The following is a 24,002-nucleotide window of genomic DNA, read 5'->3' on the forward strand; positions in this document are numbered from 1 at the left end:
ACAGATAATAAATACTAAAGTTAAAACTTTGTTGTTATATTCTATGTAAACAAAATTTCTTTACTATTTTTACGGCTTAAATAGAATTTTATGGCATCATCTTTTGAAAATTACAACAAGCGACGTTTAATCTCGTCCTACTTTTCGGTAGTTTTAAGTATCTTTTTAGTATTATTCCTTTTAGGAGCTTTAGGACTTTTTGTAATTAATTCAAAAAAGATAACTAATGATTTTAAAGAAAACATTCCTATGACGGTTTTCTTTAATAACGATGCTAATGATTCGGTCATCAGTAATTTTGATACGGAATTAAAAAACGCAAAATTCATTAAAGACTACGCTTTTGTTCACAAAGACAGTGCAGCAAAGAATAATGTGGATATTGTAGGTGAAGATTTTATGGAATTCTTAGGCTTTAATCCATTACAAAATTCATTTGACATTCACTTAAAAGGTGATTATGTAATTGCAGATAGTATTAAGAAAATTGAGCGTAACATTCGTAAAAACGAAATGGTTTCAGAAATTATCTACGATAAAGAATTGGTAGACATGGTAAACAATAACGTGACAAAAATTAGCTTTTGGATTTTAATCATCAGCGGAATTTTAACTATTGTAGCAATGTTATTAATCAATAGTTCGTTACGTCTTTCTGTTTATTCACACCGATTTACTATTAAAACGATGCAAATGGTGGGTGCGACGAAATCATTCATTAGAAAACCATTTATTTGGAGAAGTATTAAATTAGGATTAATTGGTTCTGGATTGGCAATTATTGCTTTATTGGCTTTAGTGTTTTATGTAGATGGTTTATTCCCTAGTTTAGGCATTGCAAAAGATTACGTTTCTATTGCAATCGTAATTTTAGGAGTGTTAGTAGTTGGAATCGTAATTACTTCAATTAGTACATTTTTTGCTACACAACGTTTCTTGAATTTAAAAACAGACGATTTGTATTAATGCAAGATTGATGATTAACGATTTGCGATTTTAGAATTAAATAAAAAAATTATGAACAACGAAAATAACAAACCTGAATTTCTTTTTGATAAAGTAAATTATAAAATTCTTTTAGTTGGATTAGCTGTAATTGCACTTGGATTTATCCTAATGAGCGGTGGTGGCAGCGAAGATCCAAATGTTTTTAATGGTGAAGAATTATTCAGTTTCAGAAGAATTCGTTTGGCTCCAACCGTAGTTTTAATTGGATTCGGGATTACGATTTATTCGATTTTAAAAAATCCGAAGAAGTAATACTTTATGGATGTTTTACAAGCCATTATTCTTGCCATTATTGAAGGAATAACCGAATTTTTACCTGTTTCATCAACAGGTCACATGATTATTGCTTCTTCATTTTTTGGTATTGCGCAAGACGATTTTACCAAACTTTTCACGATTGTAATTCAGTTAGGAACGATACTTTCTGTAATTGTTCTGTATTTCAAACGATTTTTTCAATCGCTTGATTTTTACTTCAAATTATTTGTTGCTTTTATTCCTGCCGTAGTTTTCGGATTATTGCTGAGTGATTTTATTGATGGTTTATTAGAAAATCCTATCACAGTAGCGGTTTCGTTAATTATTGGTGGATTTTTATTATTGAAAGTTGACGAATGGTTTGGCAATTCGGAAGGAACAGAAATTTCGTATTTAACCGCTTTTAAAATTGGATTGTTCCAATGTTTAGCGATGATTCCAGGCGTTTCTAGAAGTGGTGCCAGCATCGTTGGTGGAATGACACAAAAATTATCCAGAACAACTGCAGCCGAATTTTCATTTTTCTTAGCTATCCCAACCATGTTAGGAGCCACTTTGAAAAAATCATACGATTATTATAAAGATGGCTTTGTACTTTCAGACGACCAAATTAATTTATTAATTATTGGAAATGTAGTCGGATTTATTGTGGCCTTAATCGCTATAAAATCATTCATCGGATTTTTAACCAAACACGGGTTTAAAATTTTTGGTTATTATCGAATCGTTGCCGGAGTTGCAATTCTACTTATTCATTTCTTCGTACAAAAATTAACTATTATCTAATGAATGCCGAAGAAATTTTAGCAGGAAAAGTCCTTTTAATTGACAAACCCTTGAAATGGTCATCGTTTCAAGCGGTGAACAAATTGAAATACATTTTAAAACGCAAATACGATTTACCAAAGAAATTTAAAATCGGTCACGCCGGAACATTAGATCCGTTAGCAACTGGTTTATTAATTATTTGTACAGGGAAATTCACCAAAAGCATTACTGAAATTCAGGCACAAGCTAAAGAATATACTGGAACTATTGTGGTTGGCGCTACTACTCCATCATACGATTTAGAAACTGAAGTCAATGCCACTTTTCCAACGGAACATATTACAGAAGCTTTAATTTTAGAAACCACAAAACAGTTTATTGGCGAAATCGACCAGAAACCACCTGTTTTTTCTGCTATTAAAAAAGATGGAAAACGTTTGTACGAACACGCGCGCGCAGGTGAGGAAGTTGAAATTCCATCGAGAAAAACTACCATACACGAATTTGAAATCACTCGAATTCAATTACCAGAAGTCGATTTTAGAGTAAAATGTAGTAAAGGAACATACATTCGTTCGTTAGCTTATGATTTTGGATTAGCGTTACAATCAGGTGGACATTTGACAGCTCTTCGTAGAACAAAAATCGGTGATTATTCAGTTGAGAATGCGATTACCCCTGACGATTTTGCACAATTGCAAGAAGATGAAAAATAAAACATTCCTTCTATTATTACTTTTATTCCAATTTAGTTTTTCGCAAAATGTAAAACTAAAAACAGGGGATATTTTATTTCAATCGATGAATTGCGGACCACTTTGCGAAGCAATTAACGAAGTTACCGAAGGTTATCAAGGAAAAGATTTTAGTCATTTAGGAATGGTATATATTAAAAATGATTCTGTTTTCGTAATTGAAGCCGCAGGAAAAGCAGTGAAAGTAACTCCATACGAAACCTTTAAGACCTACACCACAGAAGCAATGTTTGTAGGAAGACTGAAAAACAAATACCGAAAATATATTCCAGAAGCCATTACTTTTTCTTTACAACAAGTTGGCGTTCCTTATGATGATGAATATTTATATGACAACGGAAAATATTATTGTTCGGAATTAATTTATGACGCATTTTTGCATTCGTACAAAAAACCTTTATTTGATTTGTACCCAATGACTTTCAAATCGCCAAAATCAAATGAGTATTTTGAAGTTTGGGCTGACTATTATGAAAAACTAAAAATGGAAATCCCTGAGGGGCAACTAGGTTGTAACCCTGGCGGAATTTCCACTTCTGATAAATTAAAAATTATTGGAACAATTGAATGATTTTTCAGTACAGAAACACAGATTGAAGAAATTTTAAAAATTACCTAAATTTCTATAATCTGTGTTCCAAAAAAAAATCAACTTAAAATTTGCTCATGCATTTCCACAATTTCATTCTGAATTGAAATTCCTTTATCGTGTAAATACCATTTTTGCAATTCAATTTTAGCCGCTTCATCTACAACACCGTGAGCAGCTTTGTACTCTAAAATCAATTGTTTGGCGCCATGAGGTCGTGGTCCCCAATCTAAAACAACTTCTAACGTTTCTGCATCTAAAACGATTAATTTTGGAATTGCTTTTCCTCCATTCGTTAAAAAATGCTGCATTAAAGCATCGTTATCATCGCGCAAAGCAATTTTTAACTCCACCTTATCTGTAACATCCGCCATTTTATGAATCACAGGAACAATTTGCGCAGCATCACCGCACCAACCTTCTGCTAAAACTAACCAAATATATTTTTTATCTAAATTTTCTAATTTGGCTTTTACTTCATCAACAATTGCAATGGTTTTTTCTAAACGATTCATTCGGGCTTCATTCAATTCAGAATAATGAAATAAATCATTCGATTGTTCGTGTCCAGTTGATTTTCCTTCAGCAATCAATTCAGTAACCTTTTTTCTATACTCTGAATAAGAAAAACTATTTAGTAACGTTTGTTGTATGGTATTTTTCATCTTATTAACTTTATTTGGCAAATTTAAGTCTAATTTTGGAAATTAAATGTAAGAATTGTTACATATGGATTTAACTTCAAAATCAATCGGATTAGCGCTTTCTGGTGGTGGTTCTAAAGGAATTGCTCATGCTGGCGTACTGAAATTTTTAATTGAAAAAGGCATAGAGCCTTGTTGTATTTCAGGCTCAAGCGCAGGGGCAATTGTAGGAACTATGTATGCTTTTGGAAAAAAACCAGAAGAGATTCTAGATTTTTTCAAGTCGATTTACTTTTTTCACTGGAAACATTTTACGTTTAAAAAACCTGGAATTGTAGATTCGGAATCATTCAAAAAATATTTTGAAGAAATTTTTGGAGAAACTACTACACTTGGTGATTTAAAAATTCCAACTTATATCACCGCAACCGATATGGTAAAAGGAAAATTGAAAATATTTAGTCCCGAAACTAAAATTGTTGATGCTGTTTTGGCTTCAACTGCAGTTCCTGGAATGATTTCGCCTTATACCATTAAAGAAAAATTATATAGTGATGGCGGTATTTTGAATCATTTTCCAGCCGATTTATTACAAGGAAAATGCGATTCAATTATTGGCGTTTATGTTAGTCCTGTTCAAAATATTGAGGCCAAAAACTTAAATTCAATCAAATCTGTAACGTATAGAGCATTAGAACTATTGACTGCCAATTCAAATCTTCAAAAATTTAATCATTGCGATTTAATCATCGAACCTAAAGAATTGACTAACTTTAGTACTTTTGAAACCAATAAAGCCAAGATGGATTTAATTTTTAAAACGGGTTACAACGAAGCAAAAAAAGCATTTGAAAATTTAGCAACATAAATGTTAAAACATTTTTTTTAGAAAAAAGCTATTTAACTATATTTGCACCACAAATAATACAACACAATGAAGTACAAAAGAATTCTTCTAAAATTAAGCGGTGAAGCTTTAATGGGTGATAGACAATATGGAATTGACCCACAACGCTTAGCTGAGTACGCTGAAGAGATAAAACAAATTCACGATAAAGGTGTAGAAATCGCTATCGTTATTGGTGGTGGAAACATTTTTAGAGGTGTGGCTGGTGCAAGTAACGGAATGGATAGAGTGCAAGGTGATTACATGGGAATGTTAGCAACAGTTATCAATGGAATGGCTTTACAAGGCGCTTTAGAAGAAGCTGGAATGCAAACGCGTTTACAAACGGCTTTAAAAATTGAAGCAATTGCTGAACCATACATTAAAAGAAGAGCAACGCGTCATTTAGAAAAAGGAAGAATCGTAATTTTTGGTGCAGGAACAGGAAATCCTTATTTTACAACAGATACAGCAGCAGTTTTAAGAGGAATTGAAGTGGGTGCTGACGTAATTTTAAAAGGAACTCGTGTAGATGGTGTTTACACTTCTGACCCAGAAAAAAATGCTGATGCAGTAAAATTTGACTTTATTTCGTTTGAAGATGTATTAGCAAAAGGATTAAATGTAATGGACACAACTGCTTTTACATTAAGTCAAGAAAATAAATTACCTATTATTGTATTCGATATGAATAAAGATGGTAATTTATTAAAAGTGTGCGAAGGAGAAACTATCGGAACAACGGTAACAATATAAATACGAAGTACAAAACTAGAAGTACAAAGTAAAAATTAGAAAGATGACAGAAGAAATTAACTTTATTTTAGACAGTGCAAAAGAAGCTATGGTAGGTTCTGTTGCGCATTTAGAAAAAGAATTTTTAAACATTAGAGCTGGAAAAGCTTCGCCTCAAATGTTAGGTGGTGTTTTTGTTGATTATTATGGTTCTCAAACGCCATTGTCGCAAGTTGCTAACATTAATGCTCCTGATGCTCGTACCTTAACGGTTACGCCTTGGGAAAAAAACATGTTACATCCTATTGAAAAAGCAATTATGATTGCTAATTTAGGGTTAAACCCAATGAACAACGGAGATAACATTATCATCAATATTCCAGCATTAACTGAAGAAAGAAGACGCGACTTGGTAAAACAAGCAAAATCTGAAGCTGAAGATGCAAAAATTGGTATCAGAAACCACAGAAAAGATGCTAATTCTGATATCAAAAAAGAAGAAAAAGACGGAACTGCAGAAGACATTTGCAAAAAAGCAGAAGAAGATGTTCAGAAGCTAACTGATTCTTTCATCAAGAAAATAGACGAACTTTTAGCTGTTAAAGAAGCTGAAATCATGAAAGTATAAATTTAAGTCCCGATTAACACTCGGGATTTTTTATTTTGAATATATTTGTAGAAATACTTGAAATTACTTACATGAAATATTTTTGGCTTTTTTTGTGCTTTATTATCACCAACAGTTTAGTAGCACAAACCAAAATAAAAGGACAAATTATCGACTTTGATACAAAAGTACCTATTGCTTTTGCTACTATTACGTATAACAATACCAAATTCAATGCTGACTGGGAAGGAAAATTCTCTGTTAATGTGAATGATTTTAAATTACCAATAAAAGTCAATTTTAAAGGCTATTATGAAAAAATAACCTATCCAGAAACAAAGGTTGTCAATATTACGATTAAGTTGGTAAACGATTTAAACGAAAAAAAAGCCGAAATTTATACTGAAAACGACGTTAACAATATCATCAAAAAAGTAATTGAAAACCGAAAATCAAATGATCCTGAAAAAGGATTATCGAGTTTTCAATATAAAAACTACGAATACCTTCAAGTAACGGCAAACCCAGATAGTATTTCTTCAAAAATTGATACTATTTATAAAAAACGTTTTTTAAGAAAACCTTTAATGAAATTAGATTCAACGAATTATAAATTCAAGAAGTTTTCTGAAAAACAACATTTGTATCAAACAGAAAAAGTTAATTTAATTCAGCACAATCAATTTCAAAACAAGGAAACGGTTTTAGCCACTCGAATGGCTGGTTTTGAACAACCGGTTTATGAATATTTAGGTTTAAAACTTATCTCCTATTCAGTTTATGAAAATCCGTTTGAAATTTTAGAAATTCCGGTGCAAAATCCAATTTCAAATTTTGGACGAAAACTGTACAACTACAAATTAATTGACACTGTAAAAATAGATGGCAGAAGTGCCTACCGAATTTACTTTGAACCCAAAAAACTAAATGCAAATCGTTTAAGAGGACTGCTTTATATTGACACTCAAAATTATGCAATTGCAAAAGCGTATTTTCGTATCTATGGTGTAGTAAATATCAATGCCACTTATACCTTTGACTACAGAAAAGATACTGATATTTGGTTTCCAAAAAATAGAAAATTTAAAGTTTCAAAAGGAAACAATCAAGACGATATTAAAATTTTAGGAGGTACTATAAAATTCAGTTCCGATTTAGATTTAACCGAAAGCAAAAACGCAACCGACCAAGCCTATATTTCAATAGAATCGACGCCTTTTGATATTGAAATCAATAAACCAATTACCATTTCTAAACCCAGAGTAAAAATTGAAGTTCCACAATCGAGCTTAAAACAAGAAAACAATTATTGGAATGCGTTTAAAAAAGACACTTTAGATAAACGAAAACTCAGAACTTACACATCAATTGATAGTTTATCACTTTCTGAAAAAATAGAACACAAAGTGTTTTTAGGAAGAAAAATTATTAATGGCTATTTTCCAGTTTCAATTTTTGACATAGACTTACGAAGTATTGTAAAATATAATAATTTTGAAGGTTTTAGATTAGGTGTTGGTGCGGTTACCAATTCAAAATTATCAGAAAAATATAAAGTTGCTTTTTATGGCGCCTACGGATTTAAAGATGACGAATTCAAATACGGAATTACACCTTCCTATTTAGCGCATTCAAACTCTGAAACATGGGTAAGTGCATCTTATTCAGATGATATTAGCGAGATTGCACAAACCAATTTTATCACTGATTCTCGTAGATTTAAAATTTATGATCCTCGACCAATTAATATTTCTACGTTTTACAACAATAGAATGAGTTCGGTTTTTGTAGAAAGTAAGTTTTTACCTAAAACATCCAGTTATTTTGGGGTTTCTCACAATCAAATTCAACCTCTTTTTGATTATACTTTTGTAAATGATGGAAAATCGTATACCGATTATACTATTAGTACAGTGCAGTTAGCATTCCAATGGAATCCATTTAGCAATTACATGCAAACACCAATGGGAAAAATTGAATATGAAAAAAGACACCCAAAATTTTCGCTTCAACTTACTCAAACATTACCAGATGTGTTAGAAAATGATTTTGTCTTCTCAAAAATAGATTTCAAAACGTTTTATGAATTGCCTTATTTATCAGGTCAAAAAAGTTCTATTTTATTGCAAACAGGAATTGCTTTTGGCGATGTGCCAATTACTCATTTATATAGTATTGTTCCGAATAATTTGAATCGTGACGCTATTCTACAACGTGTAACTTTTGCTGGAAAAAACAGTTTTGAAACTATGTATTTTAATGAGTTTTTCTCTAATCAATATGCATCATTGCAACTAAAACATACTTTCAACAAAATCCGTTTAGGCTATAAAATTAATCCCGAATTTACAGTTGTTACACGAATGGCATTTGGTTCAAACAAAGACAACAATCAACATCTTGGTATCAGCTACAACACTATGGAAGATGGCTTTTTTGAAAGTGGTGTAGAATGTAATAAAATCTACAAAGGAATTGGTTTAGTGGCATTTTACAGATATGGTCCTTACCAATTAGCCAATTTTGATGACAACATTGCCATTAAAGTTTCTTACTATTTGGATTTAGGACTTTAAATTTAACTTAATTGTTACCTTCAAAACCAATAAATTAACCAAGATTTACTACCTTTGCACCCTAATTTTTGAGAGATGTTAAAGTGGTTAAGTACCAGTTTTTGGGATTATATTGCAAGTAGAATTTTAAGAAACCGCGTTTTTTTATTAGTACTTATTGTACTTTTTACGATTTTCATGAGTTTTCAGTGGAAAAACATGCGTTTTACCTTCACTGAAGCTAACTTGCTACCTGATGATCACGAGGTAAATATTCAGTACAATTCGTTTTTAGAAAAATTTGGCGAAGAAGGAAACTTAGTAGTTCTAGGATTTAAAGACAAAAATTTCTTTACCGAAAAAAATTATAGAGCTTGGGAAAAATTTGTTTCAGAAATAAAAAAAGACAAAGCAACTGAACTTACCCTTTCTATTGAAGATTTACGCGTATTAGAAAAAGATACGATTGCTCAAAAATTTAAACTTGTTCCTTTTATCAATAACGACAGTATTTCCGATTCATATTTAAAAACAAAAGAAAAAGAATTCTATAACGATTTACCTTTTTACGAAGGAATGCTTTTTAACAAAGAAAGTGGCGCTGTTCGTTTTGCAATTTACATGGACAAAAAAATTGTAAATACACCAGCAAGAAAAGCTTTTATTGAAAAACATCTTAGTCAAGAAAAAATAAGCGCCTTTGAAAAAGAAACTGGATTAGACCTTCGCGTTTCGGGAATGCCATACATTAGAACGTTAAACGCTAATAGTATTATTGGGGAAATTGGATTGTTTGTAGGTGCCGCACTTGGAATTACTTCTTTATTGTTCTTCTTCTTCTTTAGAAGTTTTAGAGCTACCATGATTTCAATGTTTGTAGTGATTATTGGCGTAATGTGGTCGTTTGGAACATTAGGGCTTTTAAACTACGAAATCACGGTTTTAACGGCAATTATTCCGCCATTAATTATTGTAATTGGAATTCCCAACTGTATTTTTCTAATCAATAAATACCAACAAGAAATCAAGAATCATGGTAATAAAGCCAAGTCGTTACAACGTGTAATTTCAAAAGTAGGAAATGCTACTTTGATGACGAATTTAACTACTGCGGCTGGTTTTGGTACTTTTATTTTTACGGATAGTAAACTGTTAAGTGAGTTTGGTATTGTTGCGTCATTAAACATTGTTTTCTTGTTTATTTTATGCTTAATCATCATCCCAATTGTTTATAGTTATATGCCAATGCCAAAGGAAAAACACTTGGCGCATTTGGGGAAAAACTATATGGCTGCTTTCATAAATTGGATAGAAAATACAATTAGACATCATCGTGTCACGGTTTTTTCAACTGCAATTGGAATATTAGTTTTAGGAATCATCGGAATTTATCAAATCACAGTTTCAGGAAGTATCATTGAAGATATGCCTAAAAAAGCACCTTTCTTCAAAGATATTTTATTCTACGAAAAAGAATTTGATGGTGTAATGCCTTTAGAAATCGTAATTGACACAAAAAGACCGAAAGGCGCTTTAAAATCGGTTACATTAAAACGAATTGAAGAACTACAACAAACGATAGAAGAAATTCCAGAATTATCAAAACCAGTTTCGGTTGTGAATTTAGTTAAATATTCCAAACAAGCTTACTATAACGGAAATCCCGAATTTTACGAATTACCAACCAAACAAGAAGAAGCATTTATTTTATCATTCATCAAAAATTCGACTCAAAAAGGAAATGAAAACATGCTGAAAAGCTATGTAGACAGTACAGGGCAATACGCACGCATTACCACTTTTATGAGAGATATTGGTACCGATAAAATGCAAAAAATAGAAGAACGTTTACAAGATAAAATCAATCATATTTTTCCAAAAGAACGTTATGAAGTTTCGCTTACTGGAAAAGCCTATGTGTTTGAAAAAGGAACACATTATTTAATTGACAACTTAGTGCAATCGTTACTTTTTGCTATTGTTTTGATTTCTTTATTAATGGCTTACATGTTCCGTTCTTTCAAAATGATTGTGGTTTCGTTATTGCCAAATATTTTACCTTTGGTAATGACAGCTGGATTAATGGGCTTTTTAGGAATTCCAATTAAACCTTCGACCATATTAGTATTTAGTATTGCTTTCGGAATTTCTGTTGACGATACGATTCACTTTTTAGCCAAATACCGTCAAGAATTAAAATCTAATGATTGGAAAATAAAACGCTCTGTTTATGCCACTTTAAAAGAAGCAGGAATTAGTATGTTTTACACTTCAGTCGTATTGTTTTTTGGATTCTCTGTATTTACGCTTTCAGATTTTGGAGGAACAGTTGCTTTAGGAGGATTAGTTGCAACAACTTTGCTTTTTGCAATGCTTTCCAACTTAATTTTATTACCAGCTTTGTTGCTTTCGTTAGACAAAACCATTGCTAACCAACAAGAATTCTTAGAACCAACATTAGATATTTTAGCTGAAGATATTGAAGAAGAAAATTCAAACGAGAAATAGTATATTTGCATTATAAATAATAAATCGAAATGAAACACTCAAAAGTTATAGACCTTTTAAACAGCACGAAAACATTACATGAAGTAACAGCTAAAGGTTGGGTTAGAACATTTAGAAACAATCAATTTATTGCGTTGAACGATGGTTCAACCATTCATAATATTCAGTGTGTAGTAGATTTTGAAAACACACCTGATGAAACGTTAAAAAGAATTACAACTGGAGCAGCTATTTCTGTTACTGGAGAATTAGTAGAAAGTAAAGGCGCTGGTCAAAAATTTGAAATTCAAGTTTCTAAATTAGAGATTTTAGGTGATAGTGATGCGGAGAAATTCCCAATGCAACCTAAAAAACACTCGCTAGAATTTTTACGTGAAAACGCTCATTTACGCGTTAGAACTAATGCTTTTGGAGCAATTATGCGTGTGCGTTCAACATTAGCGTTTGCAGTACATCAATATTTTCAAGAAAAAGGATTTTTCTACGTGAACACGCCTATCATAACAGGTTCTGATGCCGAAGGTGCCGGAGAAATGTTCCAAGTAACTGCTTTACCAATAGATGGTTCTGCTCCAAGAAACGAAGATGGAAGCATCAACTACAAAGAAGATTTCTTCGGAAAACAGACCAATTTAACAGTTTCTGGACAATTAGAAGGCGAAACTTTTGCTATGGCATTAGGTCAAATTTACACGTTTGGACCAACTTTCCGTGCAGAGAATTCTAACACTTCGCGTCACTTAGCTGAGTTTTGGATGATTGAACCTGAAGTTGCTTTCAATGATTTGGCTGATAACATGGATTTGGCTGAAGATTTCATCAAATACGTTATCAAATATACAGTTGATAAATGTGGTGATGATTTGAAATTCTTAGAAAGCAGATTGTTAGAAGAAGAAAAGTCAAAACCACAAGCGGATAGAAGCGAAATGACGCTTTTAGAAAAATTAAGTTTCGTATTAGACAACAACTTCAAACGTGTTTCTTATACGGAAGCTATTGATATTTTAAAAGACTCAACACCAAATAAAAAGAAAAAATTCCAATATATCATTAACGAATGGGGTGCTGATTTACAAAGTGAGCACGAACGTTTCTTAGTGGAAAAACACTTTAAATGTCCGGTAATTTTATTTGATTATCCTGCAAAAATTAAAGCGTTTTACATGCGTTTGAACGATAATACTGAACCTGGAAAAGAAACTGTTAGAGCAATGGATATCTTATTCCCAGGAATTGGAGAAATCGTCGGAGGTTCACAAAGAGAAGAGCGTTATGATGTATTAGTAGAAAAAATGAAAGCCTTAGGAATCGACGAAGAAGAACTTTGGTGGTATTTAGATACGAGAAGATTCGGTTCGGCTGTTCACTCAGGATTTGGATTAGGTTTTGAAAGATTAGTGCTTTTTGTAACAGGAATGGGTAACATTAGAGACGTAATTCCTTTCCCAAGAACGCCACAAAACGCAGAATTCTAAAAATATTTGTTTCAAGTTTAAAGTTTCAAGTTGTTTTTGTTATTGACAACCTGAAACCTGAAACCTGAAACTTTTAAACAAAAAACAATGTTAAAACACAGTTTACAATTCAAATTATCTCAAAAATTATCGCCTCAACAAATTCAGTTGATGAAGTTAATTCAATTGCCTACGCAAGCATTTGAGCAACGTCTTCAGGAAGAATTGGTTGAGAATCCTGCTTTAGAAGAAAGTAGCAAGGAAGATAATTACGAAGCAGATGATTACGAAGTAAACACAAACGATGATGATTACGACGATTATGATAACGACCATATCGACGCACAAGACATAAACATCGATGAGTATTTAAGTAACGACGAAACGCCAGATTACAAATATCAAACCAATAATTACAGCGATGACGATGATGATAAATCACTTCCGTTTGCTGCACCTGTTAGTTTTCATCAAGATTTAATCAATCAGTTAAATACGTTTATTTTAAGTGATGACGAACGCGATATTGCCGAATTTTTAGTCGGAAGTATTGACGATATGGGTTATATCCGAAGAACAACACAAGATATTGTTGACGACATGGCGTTTACGCAAGGTATCTATACGGATGAAGCTACTGTAGAACGCATTTTGCATTTGGTTCAGGATTTAGAACCTGCTGGTGTAGGCGCACGCAATTTACAAGAATGTTTATTATTGCAATTAAAACATAAAACACCATCGGATTCTATTAATTTAGCCATTCAAGTTATTGAACAGCAATTTGATGCTTTTAGTAAAAAACATTACGATAAATTATTGCAAAAATTTGACGTTTCTCAACAACAATTAAGAAAAGCGATTGATGAAATTGAAAAACTAAATCCGAAACCAGGAGGAAGTTTTGACGGCAATCAGAAAATGGTAGAACACATTGTTCCCGATTTTACAATTCGAATTGTTGATGGCGAATTAGAGTTACTTCTAAACGGAAGAAATGCTCCAGAATTGCATGTTTCAAAAGATTATCAGGAAATGTTGCAAAGTTATAAAGACACTTCTGAAAAATCGAGTTCGCAGAAAGACGCAGTTCAATTTATCAAACAAAAATTAGATTCGGCAAAATGGTTTATTGATGCGATTAAACAGCGTCAGGAAACCTTATATGTTACGATGAATGCGATTATGTTTTATCAGCAAGAATACTTTTTAGAAGGAGAAGAAACTAAACTTCGTCCGATGATTCTAAAAGATATTGCTGATATGGTTGGTTTAGATATTTCAACTGTTTCGCGTGTAGCGAATAGCAAATATGTTGACACACCTTACGGAACGAAATTAATCAAAGAATTCTTTAGTGAATCGATGACCAACGACCAAGGAGAAGAAGTTTCTACTATCGAAATTAAAAATATCTTACAACAAGTTATTTCAGAAGAAGATAAAAAGAAACCGTTACCAGACGATCAATTAGCCGAAATTTTAAAGGAAAGAGGTTATCCTATTGCCCGAAGAACAATCGCAAAATATCGCGAACAATTAGATATTCCAGTAGCGCGTTTGAGAAAGAAAATCTAACAGAGTAATTATGGATTTAAAAAAAATATTACCTGTTTTTTCGTATATTTTTCATCCCATATTTGTTTCCATTTATGGTACTTTATTTTTCTTTTTAATTACCAATTCTTTCTATTACAATTCGCAAATAATAGTCACGCTAGTTCAAGTAACGATATTGACACTATTATTACCATTATCGATGTATTTTTTATTTAGATCGTTAGGAGTTGTAAGTTCGTTTACCGAAGCCAGCATTAGCGAAAGAAAAATGCCAATTGCGGTACAAGCTATTTTATTGTTTGTATTAATAAAATTCAGTGTTTCACAAGATTCGGTTGCTGAATTGTATTTCTTTTTTCTTGGCGGATTTTTAAGTAGTGTAATCGTCTTAGCCAGTGTAATTTTAAAATTCAAGGCAAGTTTACACATGATAGGAATTAGTGCTTTAACGTGCTTTATTTTTGGTTTAAGCATGTATTACCAATTACCTTTTGTAAACCTTATTGCTTTTTGTATTGTTTGCATTGGTTTAGTAGCTTCTTCGCGCTTATACATGAAAGCTCACACTTACACAGAACTTATTGCCGGAATTATTATTGGAGCCGGACCACAGGTATTTTTGTATCAGTATTGGTTATAAGATATAAAACATCAAACCAATTTTCAAAGTCGTCATGTTATTTTCAGCGGCTGTTTTGTCTTTATCAAAATATGGGTTTAAACCATAATGGATGTAGGCATTCCAAGTGTTGAATCCGAAAGTTAAATACGTTGCGTACTGAAATTTATTTAAAATATCGTTTATGTTTTCGCTTCCTGTTAAACCACCTTCGTAAGTAAATTTTCCATTAATTAAATAACTCGCCATAAAACCAGCATGAATTCTCCAAAATTTGTGACTATCGGGAGTTGCATTTCGCCAACGAATTTCTAGTGGTAAATCAACATAATGTAAAATTATTTTACTTTTAACCAATTCAAAATCGGGATTTTCTGTAACAGCAGATAAATCGATTGTTTGTTTTAAATCGTTGTAAGAATAACCGATTCCAGGCGCTATTGCCCAATGTCTATTTTCAGAAATAGGAAAATCTCTTAAAAACCCTGCAGACAAACCAGTTGAAAAAGAATACTGATTAAAATTATCGGGTTTTTTTTGAATAAAATTATAGGCTATGGAAACATAGAACTGATCTTCTCTAAAAAGAGAATCTACAACTGGTTTTGACACAGATTCAGTTTGTGAAAAGCCTATTGTAATAAAAAGCAGAAAAAAAAGGGATACAAATTGTCGCATTATATATTTTTTATAAAAATAATAAAAAAAGGCACGCAAATGCGTGCCTTTTTATTTATAACATAAAAATACTATTCAACAGGATTACCTTGTGCTGTTGTATAATTTACTTTTAATTGTTCTATTTTACGTAATTCTAGTTTAATAGCACCTACTAATCCCATTTTCACTTGTTTGTCAATTTTCAATGAAGCAGTAAGGTATTTTTCGTCTTCAGAGTTACGTTGAGCTCTTTCCGTAATAATGAAATTTCTGATTTCTGATGGCGAAGCCATTTTATCAGCTAATTGAATACGATCTGAACCTCCAAGAGTAGCACGATATCTTTCACTTGGTTTACCAGCGTAAATATACATTACATATTCTTTCTTATGCAATTTAGCAGTTTGATTTGCTTTAGGTAATGTATTTTCAATTTTTAAATCAGTGTCTTTCATGGTAGTAGCAGTCATGAAGAAGAACAAAAGCATAAATACAATATCTGGTAAAGATGCTGTTGAAATTGCAGGAGTCCCCTCCGTATTTTTCTTTTTAAATTTAGACATACTTTCTTAATATTATATAATTATTTTTTTGGCTCTGCTTCAGAAAGTCTCATAGGAAATAATTCCTGAATCTTTTTTACTTTCGGCTCTAAATCCTCTACTAAACCTTCGGTTGCTTTAGAAGCTGGATCATTAAAAATGTATTCCATTTCTGTAAAAGTCATACCGTAACGCTTCTTACATTCTCTATCTCTTAAAAAGTTATATGCTGCTACTAGTTCATTTTGAACCGCAATATAAGTTTCATAAGTAGTTTGCCCATCATTATTTAATGAAATTACCGCATCATCAGGACCGTCTGATGAATTTGGATCTTTTTTTCCATTACAATATGTACAAGTACCTTTACCATTATTTTCAAGAAAATCAATAGCAGTTTGTCTTAAGTCTTTAATATCAACTAGTTTCTCTTCAACAAGTAACTGATTGTCTTTATTAACTAAAACTGTTAAAATATTTCTTTCATTAATAGGCGGAACAGGTGGGTTCTCTTCATAACGAGGTAAGAGTCTATTAATTCCCTGATCTACTCCAATTGTAGTAGTAACTAAGAAGAAAATTAAAAGTAAGAATGCAATATCTGCCATAGAACCAGCATTCACTTCTGGCGGTGCACCTCTTTTTTTACCCATGATCTATTATCTTTTAATTTTTGAAAATCCAGTCCAAGCTAATACTCCTACTGAAATAAAAGCAAGAATATAAAATGTATTCAAACTAGTACTGATTAACTTAGAAGAAAATGAAGAGATAACTCCACCATCTTTCAATTTAACTTCAGTACTATCTGCAAGAATAAAGGCTACTAAAACAATAGCAGCAAACAATCCTAAAGAAATAAGCGCTCTTTTTAACTGATCTTTGTGCGTAATTAAATTTTTAAATACGAAGTAAACAACAGAAAAGAAAGCAATTGCCATTGCTAAATAGGATACATATATAAAGTAATCTACAATATAAGAATTATTCTCCATTGAAATCTCCATACCTAAAGCAGATACGAATAAAATAGAGGCAATAATACCAATTATAATTACTACAATTTTTGAAATTTTGTATACGTTCATAACAATAATTTGTTAATGTATTATTTGTTTAATTTCTCTTTGAAGTAATCTGACAACATATCAACTAAGCTGATAGAAGCATCTTCCATATCATTAACGATAGAGTCAATTTTAGCAGTAATATAGTTGTAGAAAACTTGAAGAATCATCGCAACGATAAGTCCAAATACCGTTGTTAATAACGCTACTTTAATACCTCCAGCTACTAATGATGGCTCCATAGATCCTGCAGACTCAATTTGGTCAAATGCAACAATCATACCAATTACTGTTCCTAAGAATCCTAACATCGGTGCAAGAGCGATAAATAAAGAAACCCAAGATACGTTTTTCTCTAATTGTCCCATTTGAACACCACCGTAAGCAACGATAGATTTTTCAGCAGACTCTAATCCGTGAGATGAACGCTCTAAACCTTGATAGAAAATAGATGCAACTGGACCAGCTGTATTTTTAGCTACTTCTTTAGCTGCTTCGATACCACCTGAGTTTAATGCAGATTCTACATCAGAAACGAATTTTTTAGTATTGATAGTAGAAAGATTTAAGTAAATAATTCTTTCAATAGCAATTGCTAAACCTAAAATTAAACACAATAATACCGGAGACATCCAAATTGGATCTCCTTCAATGAAACGTTTTTTCATTGATTGAGTAAAAGTAGCTTCTTCAGCTACAGCCTCTTCAGTTGTTGCTGTTGCTTCGTCAGTTGTTGCTTCTGTTGCAGTTGTATCAGCTACTTGTTCTGTAGCAGGAGCTGCTGCTTGAGTTGAATCTTGAGCTTGAACATTTCCAAAAGTCATAAGCCCCGTGATTGCTAAAATAGAAAATAATCTTTTCATCGCTTTTGTTCTTAAATTTAATTAGTTAATTGGGTTTAAAGATATAAAAATATTTATAAAATTTTAAAATTAATATCATTCTGCAGAGAGGAAGGGATTCGAACCCTCGATACCCTTGTGGAGTATACACACTTTCCAGGCGTGCGCCTTCGACCACTCGGCCACCTCTCTATTGAAACAATACTCGATTTTAAGGGTGCTAAATAACGCAAAAAAACTCATGTATAAAAATTTTAAACGTTATTTTTATAACATTTCTCCGCGTATTCCTGTTTCAAATATGGTCTTAAAAACATTATTTGACACTTTTTGACCTAACAGATACATCAATTTAGTGATAGCAGCCTCAGTAGTAATGTCTTTACCTGAAATTACTCCTATATTTTTTAATTGTGTACTGGTTTCGTAATTTCCCATCGAAACACTTCCTCCACTACATTGTGTAACGTTAATTACATGTATATTATTATGAATAGCATGCTCTAATGTTTGAACAAACCATTCTTCTGTGGGTGCATTTCCTGAACCATACGTTTCTAAAACGATTCCTTTTAAATTAGGAATGGCAAAAAAAGCGTTTAAAACATGTTGATTAATACCTGGGAAAATCTTTAAAATAGCCACATTGTCATCAAAATCGGTGTGTACTTTTAGCTTTTTAGCTGCTTTTTGTTTTAGAATGATATCCTTATTTACTTTTAAATGCACACCAGATTGTGCTAATTCAGGAAAATTTGGTGAAGTAAAAGCATTAAAATGTTCGGCACTGATTTTTGTAGTTCGGTTTCCACGATATAATTTGTATTCGAAATACAAACATACTTCTTGAATAGCTGGCTTTTTATTTTCTTGAAGCGAAGCAACTTGAATTGCTGTGATTAAATTCTCTTTAGCATCCGTTCTTAAATCACCAATTGGCAATTGCGAACCTGTGAAAATTACTGGTTTTGACAAATCCTCCAACATAAAACTCAATGCAGAAGCACTATACGACATCGTATCTGAACCATGTAAAACAACAAATCCATCAAATTTTGAATAATTTTCCTCAATAATTTTGGCCATTTTTTGCCAATTGGAAATATTCATATTTGAAGAATCGATAGGCACATCAAACGAAATCGTTTCAATTTGACAATCTAATAAATGTAATTCTGGAATTCGGCTTAACAACTCATTAAAATCAAAAGCTTTCAAGGCTCCTGTTTCAAAATCTTTTACCATTCCGATAGTGCCACCGGTGTAAATTAAAAGTATTTTTGGTTTATGAGATGTCATCAGTATATTTCAATTTATTCACAACCGGATTAGCGTACATCGCCAAGAAACCTTCTCTCATGGTTTCATTATCGGCGTCAATTCGCATTTCCAATCTTCTTTCAAACAATTGACGTTCTTTTTCGTTGTACAAATGCTCAAATCGAGTTGTTTTGTATAAAATATCGTAAGCAATAAAATTTGTTGGCCATAATTTATAAGTTTGAAGAATTGAATCATCAATTACTTGAGCCAATGCCTGAATTTGCTTGTTGTTATTGTCAGTTTCAGCTTTTATTTTTTCATATTCGTTTTCTAGAACGTCGCCAACATGAATGTGAATGCGCTTCTTTTGACCAATAATCCCACTTAAAAGCGTTATAAAATCTTCGTTTTTCTCCTTAATATATACTTCGTCTTTTGAAAGCGCTATTAATTGAGGCATTTTCAAAGCGTCTGTAGGGTCATATTCGTACGAAATAGAAACAGGAACAATTTTTAATTTCTTAAAGAAGTCCATTCCTTTTTCCTCATCGTTTGCCATTCCTACCATTTTCAACACACCTTGATGCGTTGCATCATTACCGTCTTTTGTTCTTCCTTCGCGTTGGGCAATCCAAACAGAACGATTTTCTTTTGACAATAAATGATACATGTATTCTGACATCAATTTTGAACTTTGCAATAATTCTCTTGGCGATAATCCTCTTTGAACTAAGAAATTTCTGTTCAATTTTGATAGTTTCAGCAAGAAATCTTTCTGTACCAAATTATCTCCAATAGCCGAAGCCGTCATCACTAATCCATGATCTATTAATGAAACATTCAACAATGAAGTGTCTAAAATAATATCGCGGTGATTGGAAATAAACAAATACGAAGTATTAGGTTCTAATTTCTCAAAACCCGAAGTGGTAAGTCCTTCCGAACTTCTCTCTAAAACTCTTTGAATGGATTGATACACAAAATTGACTTGGAAATCACGAATAGAATGTGTTCTACTCAATTGCGATTTCCATTCCTCGTCCTCCATTTCTGGAAAAGTAAAATCCATCATGGCCTTCATCATAGGATGATGTAACAAAGATTTTAAAGCTTCGTTAACTTCTGAATCATAATACGGGCGAATAGAATCGAATTTTGACATATTTATTTTAAAAACAATTCACAAAAGAACAAAAATTTTATGAATTGAGACTTTATTTTAGGTTAAATTCCGAAAATTTGTTTTGAATTTTCTGTTGTAATTTTTGCAATTTCTTCTACGGACATCTGATATATTTCAGCTAGTTTTTGTGCAACTAATAGAGTATAACTGCTTTCGTTTCGTTTTCCTCTGTATGGAACAGGCGCTAAATAAGGCGAATCTGTTTCTAAAACAATATTTTTCAAATCGATTTCATTTAAAAATTGGTCGATTTTTCCGTTTTTGAAAGTAGCTACTCCTCCTATTCCTAATTTCATTCCTAACGAAATCGCTCTTTGGGCTTGACCCAAATCACCGGTAAAGCAATGAAAAATTCCAAATAAATCAGCTGATTTTTCACTTTCTAAAACCTCAAAAACTTCATCAAAAGCATCGCGACAGTGAATATTGATTCCTAATTTATACTTTTTCGCTAATTGAATTTGATGCTTAAAAGCGTGTTGTTGTTCTTTTAAAAAGGTTTTATCCCAAAATAAATCAATTCCGATTTCTCCTATTGCATAAAATTTTCTGGAAGCCAATTCTTTTTCCACATGTGCTAATTCTTCCAAGTAATTTTCCTTCACATACGTTGGATGTAATCCCATCATTAAAAACACATTTTCGGGATATTGCTTTTCTAATTCGTACATTTTGGATGTATAATTAGAATCTATTGAAGGCACAAAAAAACGAGAAACGCCTGCATTTATAGCACGTTGCATCATTTCGTTGCAGTCTTGATCAAATTCTTCTGAATATAAATGCGTGTGTGTATCGGTAAGTATCATTAATTAGCTTGATTACAAAGTGCCAAAGTTACAAAGTTTGATTCAGAAATTTGATTTACTTTTGAACTATGGAAGATTTACAAGACTTTTTAAAAGGGAAAAAATATAAAAAGATAAAATTTACGGTGCTAAAAACCCAACATTTATTAATTAAAGGAAAGATAAATGGTGTTAAAGGCAATTTTATTTTAGACACAGGTGCTAGCAATAGTTGCGTAGGTTTTGAAAGCATTGAACATTTTAAATTAGATGCCCAATTTTCAGAAACTAAAGCCGCAGGTGCTGGTGCAACCGGAATTGAAACACGATTGGCAAAAAACAACGAAATTCAATTAGGTAGATGGAAAAATAAAAAATTTCATTTGATTGTTTTTGATATGAGTCATGTAAATGATGCACTTCGTCATTACAAAACCAAACCGGTTGACGGAATTATTGGTGCTGATGTTCTGCTAAAAGGAAAAGCAATTATTGATTATAGTAATCATTGTTTGTATTTGAAGTGATTTAATAGCAAAGACGCTGAAGATTTCACAAAACTCGCAAAGAAAAAAATCCTAAACTCATTAAAATTTAGGATTTAATATTTTATTTTTTAAATAACAAAATTTGTAGGTTTTTATAGATAAAATGTAGGTTTTAAAAACGACCTGTAGCAATATAAAACATTAACCAACCTGTACAACCAACTGCTAATCTCCAAATCAATTTCTTCAATAAAGTGTTAGACATTGATTTTCCTTGTTCAAGATATTCGTCTGTTTTTTCATTTGCTGTTCCTACTTTCTTAGATAATTTGGTTCCAGCAACAGCACTTAATGATATGATATAAAGAATTCCAATCCAAGCGCCATTAATAAATCCTAACACCATAATTATCATCCCTATAATTGATAAACTTTCCATTTTTTTAGTTTTAAAATTAATCCCAAACAACATAAAACATGAAGTTTGGGATTTGAATATTTATAAAAAATTATTGCTTAATGCTTTTTAGAAATGTTTGCATGTTAGTATCAATAGCTTGTGCCGTTTCTGTGCCTCTTCCAATTTCATTGCATATCATTAATACTAAATCTGGATTTGTAGGATGGTTAAGGATATAGATTCTGAATTGCCCTACATCTTTATAAGTTTTTCCATCTTGTCTTCCTGTATTGTACAAACCAGATTGAAATGTGTATCCTTTCATATTTCCGAATTCAACTTTTTCATATAAACTCATTAAATCTTTTGATTTAACATCTTTAGTTATGAAATAATCTACATTTTGTATTTGTTCATCTCGAAAAAGCACGCAGATATGATACCAAGGTAAATTATATTTTTCGAAATCATATTCATGGATTTTTTTTACTTTATCGTTATTTGAATGATAGGTAACTCTATGAATGAAATCTTTAGCTAATTCCTCAACCGTCAAACCTGGGTGTGACGATTTCTCAAAAGCATAAATTTTATACGTTTCTTGGTTTTTGTGTATTTGGTATCCTACTTCTGTATCGCTTCTATCTGTGCTTCCTGTTTGGCTAGTATTGACATCTTCCTTTATATTGGTTTTATCAATAGTTAAATCAAGATAAGGTAAATATAGACTTTTTGATTCCCACATAGGTACATAAAAGAAAATTGGTTCTAATAATTGAACTTTTGGTCCATATTCTTTATATCCTGTTTCTTCTCTAACCCAAAATCCTATTTCTACTTTTATCGTTTTTTGTTTTTCTATTCCATTTGCACCATTTAAAATCCATTCAAGTTTATTTCCTCTAGTTAAAAAATCTTTACCTTCAAAAACACTGAATTTTTTGGTTGCAGGAGTATTTTTCATAAAATCAGACATGGCAGTATAGCCTTCTTTTTGAAAACTCCAACTGTTTATGTAGGCATTAGAATTGTCTGAAAACTCTACATATAAATTTGTATAACCTGAATATACGGTTACAGCTTTAGGCTTTTTAAAACTTACCTGTAAGGTTGCTAAATCTTTTTTAGAAATTGTAGCACCCGATTTTACTTCTTTACCATTAATAAAAGCTGACAATTGAGCTTGAGAAAAAGCAAAAGAAAGTAATGAAACTACTAATAGTAAACGATTGATTTTCATAATTGTAATTGAATGATGAAATTAATTAAGCTGTTGCTTGAGATTTTTTTAAATGTAATTTGTAGCTCATAAAAGCACATGCTGAACAAACAATAAGACCAATACATCCAATTAAAGCAAGCGATTTAGGATTTGCGCCAGAGAATGTTCCAGCTTCCATGTAAGGAGTTATAGCCCACAAAACAACTGATAATAAAGCAATCAAAATGCTTAATTTAGTAACAAATTCTTTTTTCATAAATGCTACTACAACCATTACAAAAGCAAGAACAGCTAATAAAATACCCAATTTACCCGCATACACAACTTTCCATTTAGCAGGAGTACTTTCAATAATTTCTAAACTTTCTTTTATTTGTGGATCTTCAATTTTAGTAACGTCGATTCCGTCTTTTTTTAATTGATCAATTTGTTTTTGCTCGTTTTCTACTAAACGATACACTTCTTCTAATTTTTCAGAATCGCCATCTGTTCCCATTCTGTTTTCAATGTTTTTAAATAAAACTCCTGAACAAAAACCTCCTACTAAAAAGGATAGAACCATAAAAATTAAAGCTAATACTCTCATAAATTTGTTTGT

Annotated in this window: 26 protein-coding genes and 1 tRNA gene; 14 read left to right on the forward strand and 13 right to left on the reverse strand. The window is 31.8% G+C overall.

The features are described 5' to 3' along the window. Positions 1–90: 90 nt before the first annotated feature. Genes B2741_RS11540 through B2741_RS11560 form a run of 5 tightly spaced genes read left to right on the forward strand, consistent with a single transcriptional unit; the run spans position 91 to position 3,360 of the window. Positions 91–966, forward strand: a complete 876-nt coding sequence (locus B2741_RS11540; RefSeq protein WP_291138994.1) for a cell division protein FtsX — start codon at positions 91–93, stop codon at positions 964–966. A gap of 51 nt (positions 967–1,017) precedes the next feature. Then, on the forward strand, positions 1,018–1,260 hold the full coding sequence (locus B2741_RS11545; RefSeq protein WP_291138996.1) for a DUF3098 domain-containing protein: 243 nt from the start codon (positions 1,018–1,020) through the stop codon (positions 1,258–1,260). Positions 1,261–1,266: 6 nt separating this feature from the next. Then, complete coding sequence (locus B2741_RS11550) at positions 1,267–2,052, forward strand: undecaprenyl-diphosphate phosphatase (RefSeq protein WP_291138998.1); 786 nt, start codon at positions 1,267–1,269, stop codon at positions 2,050–2,052. Further along, positions 2,052–2,750 carry a tRNA pseudouridine(55) synthase TruB gene (truB, locus tag B2741_RS11555; protein ID WP_291139000.1) on the forward strand — a complete coding sequence of 233 codons (699 nt, stop codon included), beginning with the start codon at positions 2,052–2,054 and terminating at the stop codon, positions 2,748–2,750. Before B2741_RS11550 ends, truB begins: the two co-directional genes overlap by 1 nt. Next, positions 2,740–3,360 (forward strand): YiiX/YebB-like N1pC/P60 family cysteine hydrolase, encoded by a 621-nt coding sequence (locus B2741_RS11560; RefSeq protein WP_291139002.1) that lies wholly within the window; start codon positions 2,740–2,742, stop codon positions 3,358–3,360. The genes truB and B2741_RS11560 overlap by 11 nt, the downstream gene beginning before the upstream one ends. Before the next feature lie 77 nt (positions 3,361–3,437). Here the strand turns inward: B2741_RS11560 and B2741_RS11565 are convergent, their stop codons facing one another. Further along, on the reverse strand, positions 3,438–4,043 hold the full coding sequence (locus B2741_RS11565) for a thioredoxin family protein (protein ID WP_291139004.1): 606 nt from the start codon (positions 4,041–4,043) through the stop codon (positions 3,438–3,440). A gap of 64 nt (positions 4,044–4,107) precedes the next feature. Between B2741_RS11565 and B2741_RS11570 the strand changes: the two genes are divergently transcribed. The 8 genes from B2741_RS11570 (at position 4,108) to B2741_RS11605 (ending at position 14,970) form a co-directional block, all read left to right on the forward strand. After that, entirely contained in the window at positions 4,108–4,890 is a 783-nt protein-coding gene (locus B2741_RS11570) for a patatin-like phospholipase family protein (RefSeq protein ID WP_291139006.1), read from the forward strand. A gap of 66 nt (positions 4,891–4,956) precedes the next feature. Continuing rightward, positions 4,957–5,664 carry a UMP kinase gene (pyrH, locus tag B2741_RS11575; protein WP_133608649.1) on the forward strand — a complete coding sequence of 236 codons (708 nt, stop codon included), beginning with the start codon at positions 4,957–4,959 and terminating at the stop codon, positions 5,662–5,664. Between the two features lie 43 nt (positions 5,665–5,707). Then, positions 5,708–6,271: a ribosome recycling factor gene (gene frr / locus B2741_RS11580; protein WP_133608651.1), complete on the forward strand. Its 564-nt coding sequence runs from the start codon at positions 5,708–5,710 to the stop codon at positions 6,269–6,271. 71 nt (positions 6,272–6,342) lie between these two features. After that, on the forward strand, positions 6,343–8,826 hold the full coding sequence (locus tag B2741_RS11585) for a DUF5686 family protein (RefSeq protein ID WP_291139009.1): 2,484 nt from the start codon (positions 6,343–6,345) through the stop codon (positions 8,824–8,826). A gap of 75 nt (positions 8,827–8,901) precedes the next feature. Next, on the forward strand, positions 8,902–11,313 hold the full coding sequence (locus tag B2741_RS11590; protein WP_291139011.1) for an efflux RND transporter permease subunit: 2,412 nt from the start codon (positions 8,902–8,904) through the stop codon (positions 11,311–11,313). Positions 11,314–11,342: 29 nt separating this feature from the next. Further along, positions 11,343–12,791 carry an asparagine--tRNA ligase gene (gene asnS, locus B2741_RS11595; protein ID WP_291139013.1) on the forward strand — a complete coding sequence of 483 codons (1,449 nt, stop codon included), beginning with the start codon at positions 11,343–11,345 and terminating at the stop codon, positions 12,789–12,791. Between the two features lie 87 nt (positions 12,792–12,878). Further along, positions 12,879–14,348 (forward strand): RNA polymerase factor sigma-54, encoded by a 1,470-nt coding sequence (gene rpoN / locus B2741_RS11600; RefSeq protein WP_291139014.1) that lies wholly within the window; start codon positions 12,879–12,881, stop codon positions 14,346–14,348. Positions 14,349–14,358: 10 nt separating this feature from the next. Then, on the forward strand, positions 14,359–14,970 hold the full coding sequence (locus B2741_RS11605) for a hypothetical protein (protein WP_133608661.1): 612 nt from the start codon (positions 14,359–14,361) through the stop codon (positions 14,968–14,970). On the opposite strand, the gene B2741_RS11610 is transcribed toward B2741_RS11605, so the two are convergent. From B2741_RS11610 to B2741_RS11650, 9 genes are all read right to left on the reverse strand, one after another. Continuing rightward, positions 14,965–15,627 carry a porin family protein gene (locus tag B2741_RS11610; RefSeq protein WP_291139017.1) on the reverse strand — a complete coding sequence of 221 codons (663 nt, stop codon included), beginning with the start codon at positions 15,625–15,627 and terminating at the stop codon, positions 14,965–14,967. The two genes, B2741_RS11605 and B2741_RS11610, sit on opposite strands and share 6 nt — an antisense overlap. Positions 15,628–15,698: 71 nt before the next feature. Further along, positions 15,699–16,172 (reverse strand): ExbD/TolR family protein, encoded by a 474-nt coding sequence (locus tag B2741_RS11615; RefSeq protein ID WP_291139019.1) that lies wholly within the window; start codon positions 16,170–16,172, stop codon positions 15,699–15,701. Between the two features lie 20 nt (positions 16,173–16,192). Then, the gene (locus tag B2741_RS11620; RefSeq protein WP_133608669.1) at positions 16,193–16,804 is read right to left on the reverse strand and encodes an ExbD/TolR family protein; all 612 of its coding nucleotides are present in this window, start codon (positions 16,802–16,804) and stop codon (positions 16,193–16,195) included. 6 nt (positions 16,805–16,810) lie between these two features. Next, positions 16,811–17,239 (reverse strand): hypothetical protein, encoded by a 429-nt coding sequence (locus B2741_RS11625; protein ID WP_133608671.1) that lies wholly within the window; start codon positions 17,237–17,239, stop codon positions 16,811–16,813. Positions 17,240–17,259: 20 nt separating this feature from the next. Further along, positions 17,260–18,081: a MotA/TolQ/ExbB proton channel family protein gene (locus B2741_RS11630; RefSeq protein ID WP_291139021.1), complete on the reverse strand. Its 822-nt coding sequence runs from the start codon at positions 18,079–18,081 to the stop codon at positions 17,260–17,262. Positions 18,082–18,164: 83 nt separating this feature from the next. Continuing rightward, positions 18,165–18,252 (reverse strand) — tRNA-Ser (locus B2741_RS11635). Positions 18,253–18,327: 75 nt separating this feature from the next. Beyond that, on the reverse strand, positions 18,328–19,359 hold the full coding sequence (locus tag B2741_RS11640) for an asparaginase (protein ID WP_291139023.1): 1,032 nt from the start codon (positions 19,357–19,359) through the stop codon (positions 18,328–18,330). Then, positions 19,346–20,485, reverse strand: coding sequence for a 1-acyl-sn-glycerol-3-phosphate acyltransferase (locus B2741_RS11645; RefSeq protein ID WP_291139025.1), 1,140 nt, complete (start codon positions 20,483–20,485; stop codon positions 19,346–19,348). Before B2741_RS11645 ends, B2741_RS11640 begins: the two co-directional genes overlap by 14 nt. Positions 20,486–20,547: 62 nt before the next feature. Next, on the reverse strand, positions 20,548–21,315 hold the full coding sequence (locus B2741_RS11650; protein WP_291139027.1) for a TatD family hydrolase: 768 nt from the start codon (positions 21,313–21,315) through the stop codon (positions 20,548–20,550). 68 nt (positions 21,316–21,383) lie between these two features. On the opposite strand from B2741_RS11650, the gene B2741_RS11655 reads away from it, so the two are divergent. After that, on the forward strand, positions 21,384–21,821 hold the full coding sequence (locus B2741_RS11655) for a retropepsin-like aspartic protease (protein ID WP_291139029.1): 438 nt from the start codon (positions 21,384–21,386) through the stop codon (positions 21,819–21,821). 133 nt (positions 21,822–21,954) lie between these two features. On the opposite strand, the gene B2741_RS11660 is transcribed toward B2741_RS11655, so the two are convergent. The 3 genes from B2741_RS11660 to B2741_RS11670 form a co-directional block, all read right to left on the reverse strand. Then, positions 21,955–22,221 carry a hypothetical protein gene (locus B2741_RS11660; RefSeq protein WP_291139031.1) on the reverse strand — a complete coding sequence of 89 codons (267 nt, stop codon included), beginning with the start codon at positions 22,219–22,221 and terminating at the stop codon, positions 21,955–21,957. A gap of 70 nt (positions 22,222–22,291) precedes the next feature. Next, positions 22,292–23,422, reverse strand: coding sequence for a hypothetical protein (locus B2741_RS11665; RefSeq protein WP_291139033.1), 1,131 nt, complete (start codon positions 23,420–23,422; stop codon positions 22,292–22,294). Between the two features lie 25 nt (positions 23,423–23,447). Next, positions 23,448–23,990, reverse strand: a complete 543-nt coding sequence (locus tag B2741_RS11670) for a hypothetical protein (protein ID WP_291139036.1) — start codon at positions 23,988–23,990, stop codon at positions 23,448–23,450. Positions 23,991–24,002 lie beyond the last annotated feature (12 nt).

It is taken from the genome of Flavobacterium sp. UBA7663, from assembly GCF_002483315.1.
In the GTDB taxonomy this organism is placed as follows: Bacteria; Bacteroidota; Bacteroidia; order Flavobacteriales; family Flavobacteriaceae; genus Flavobacterium.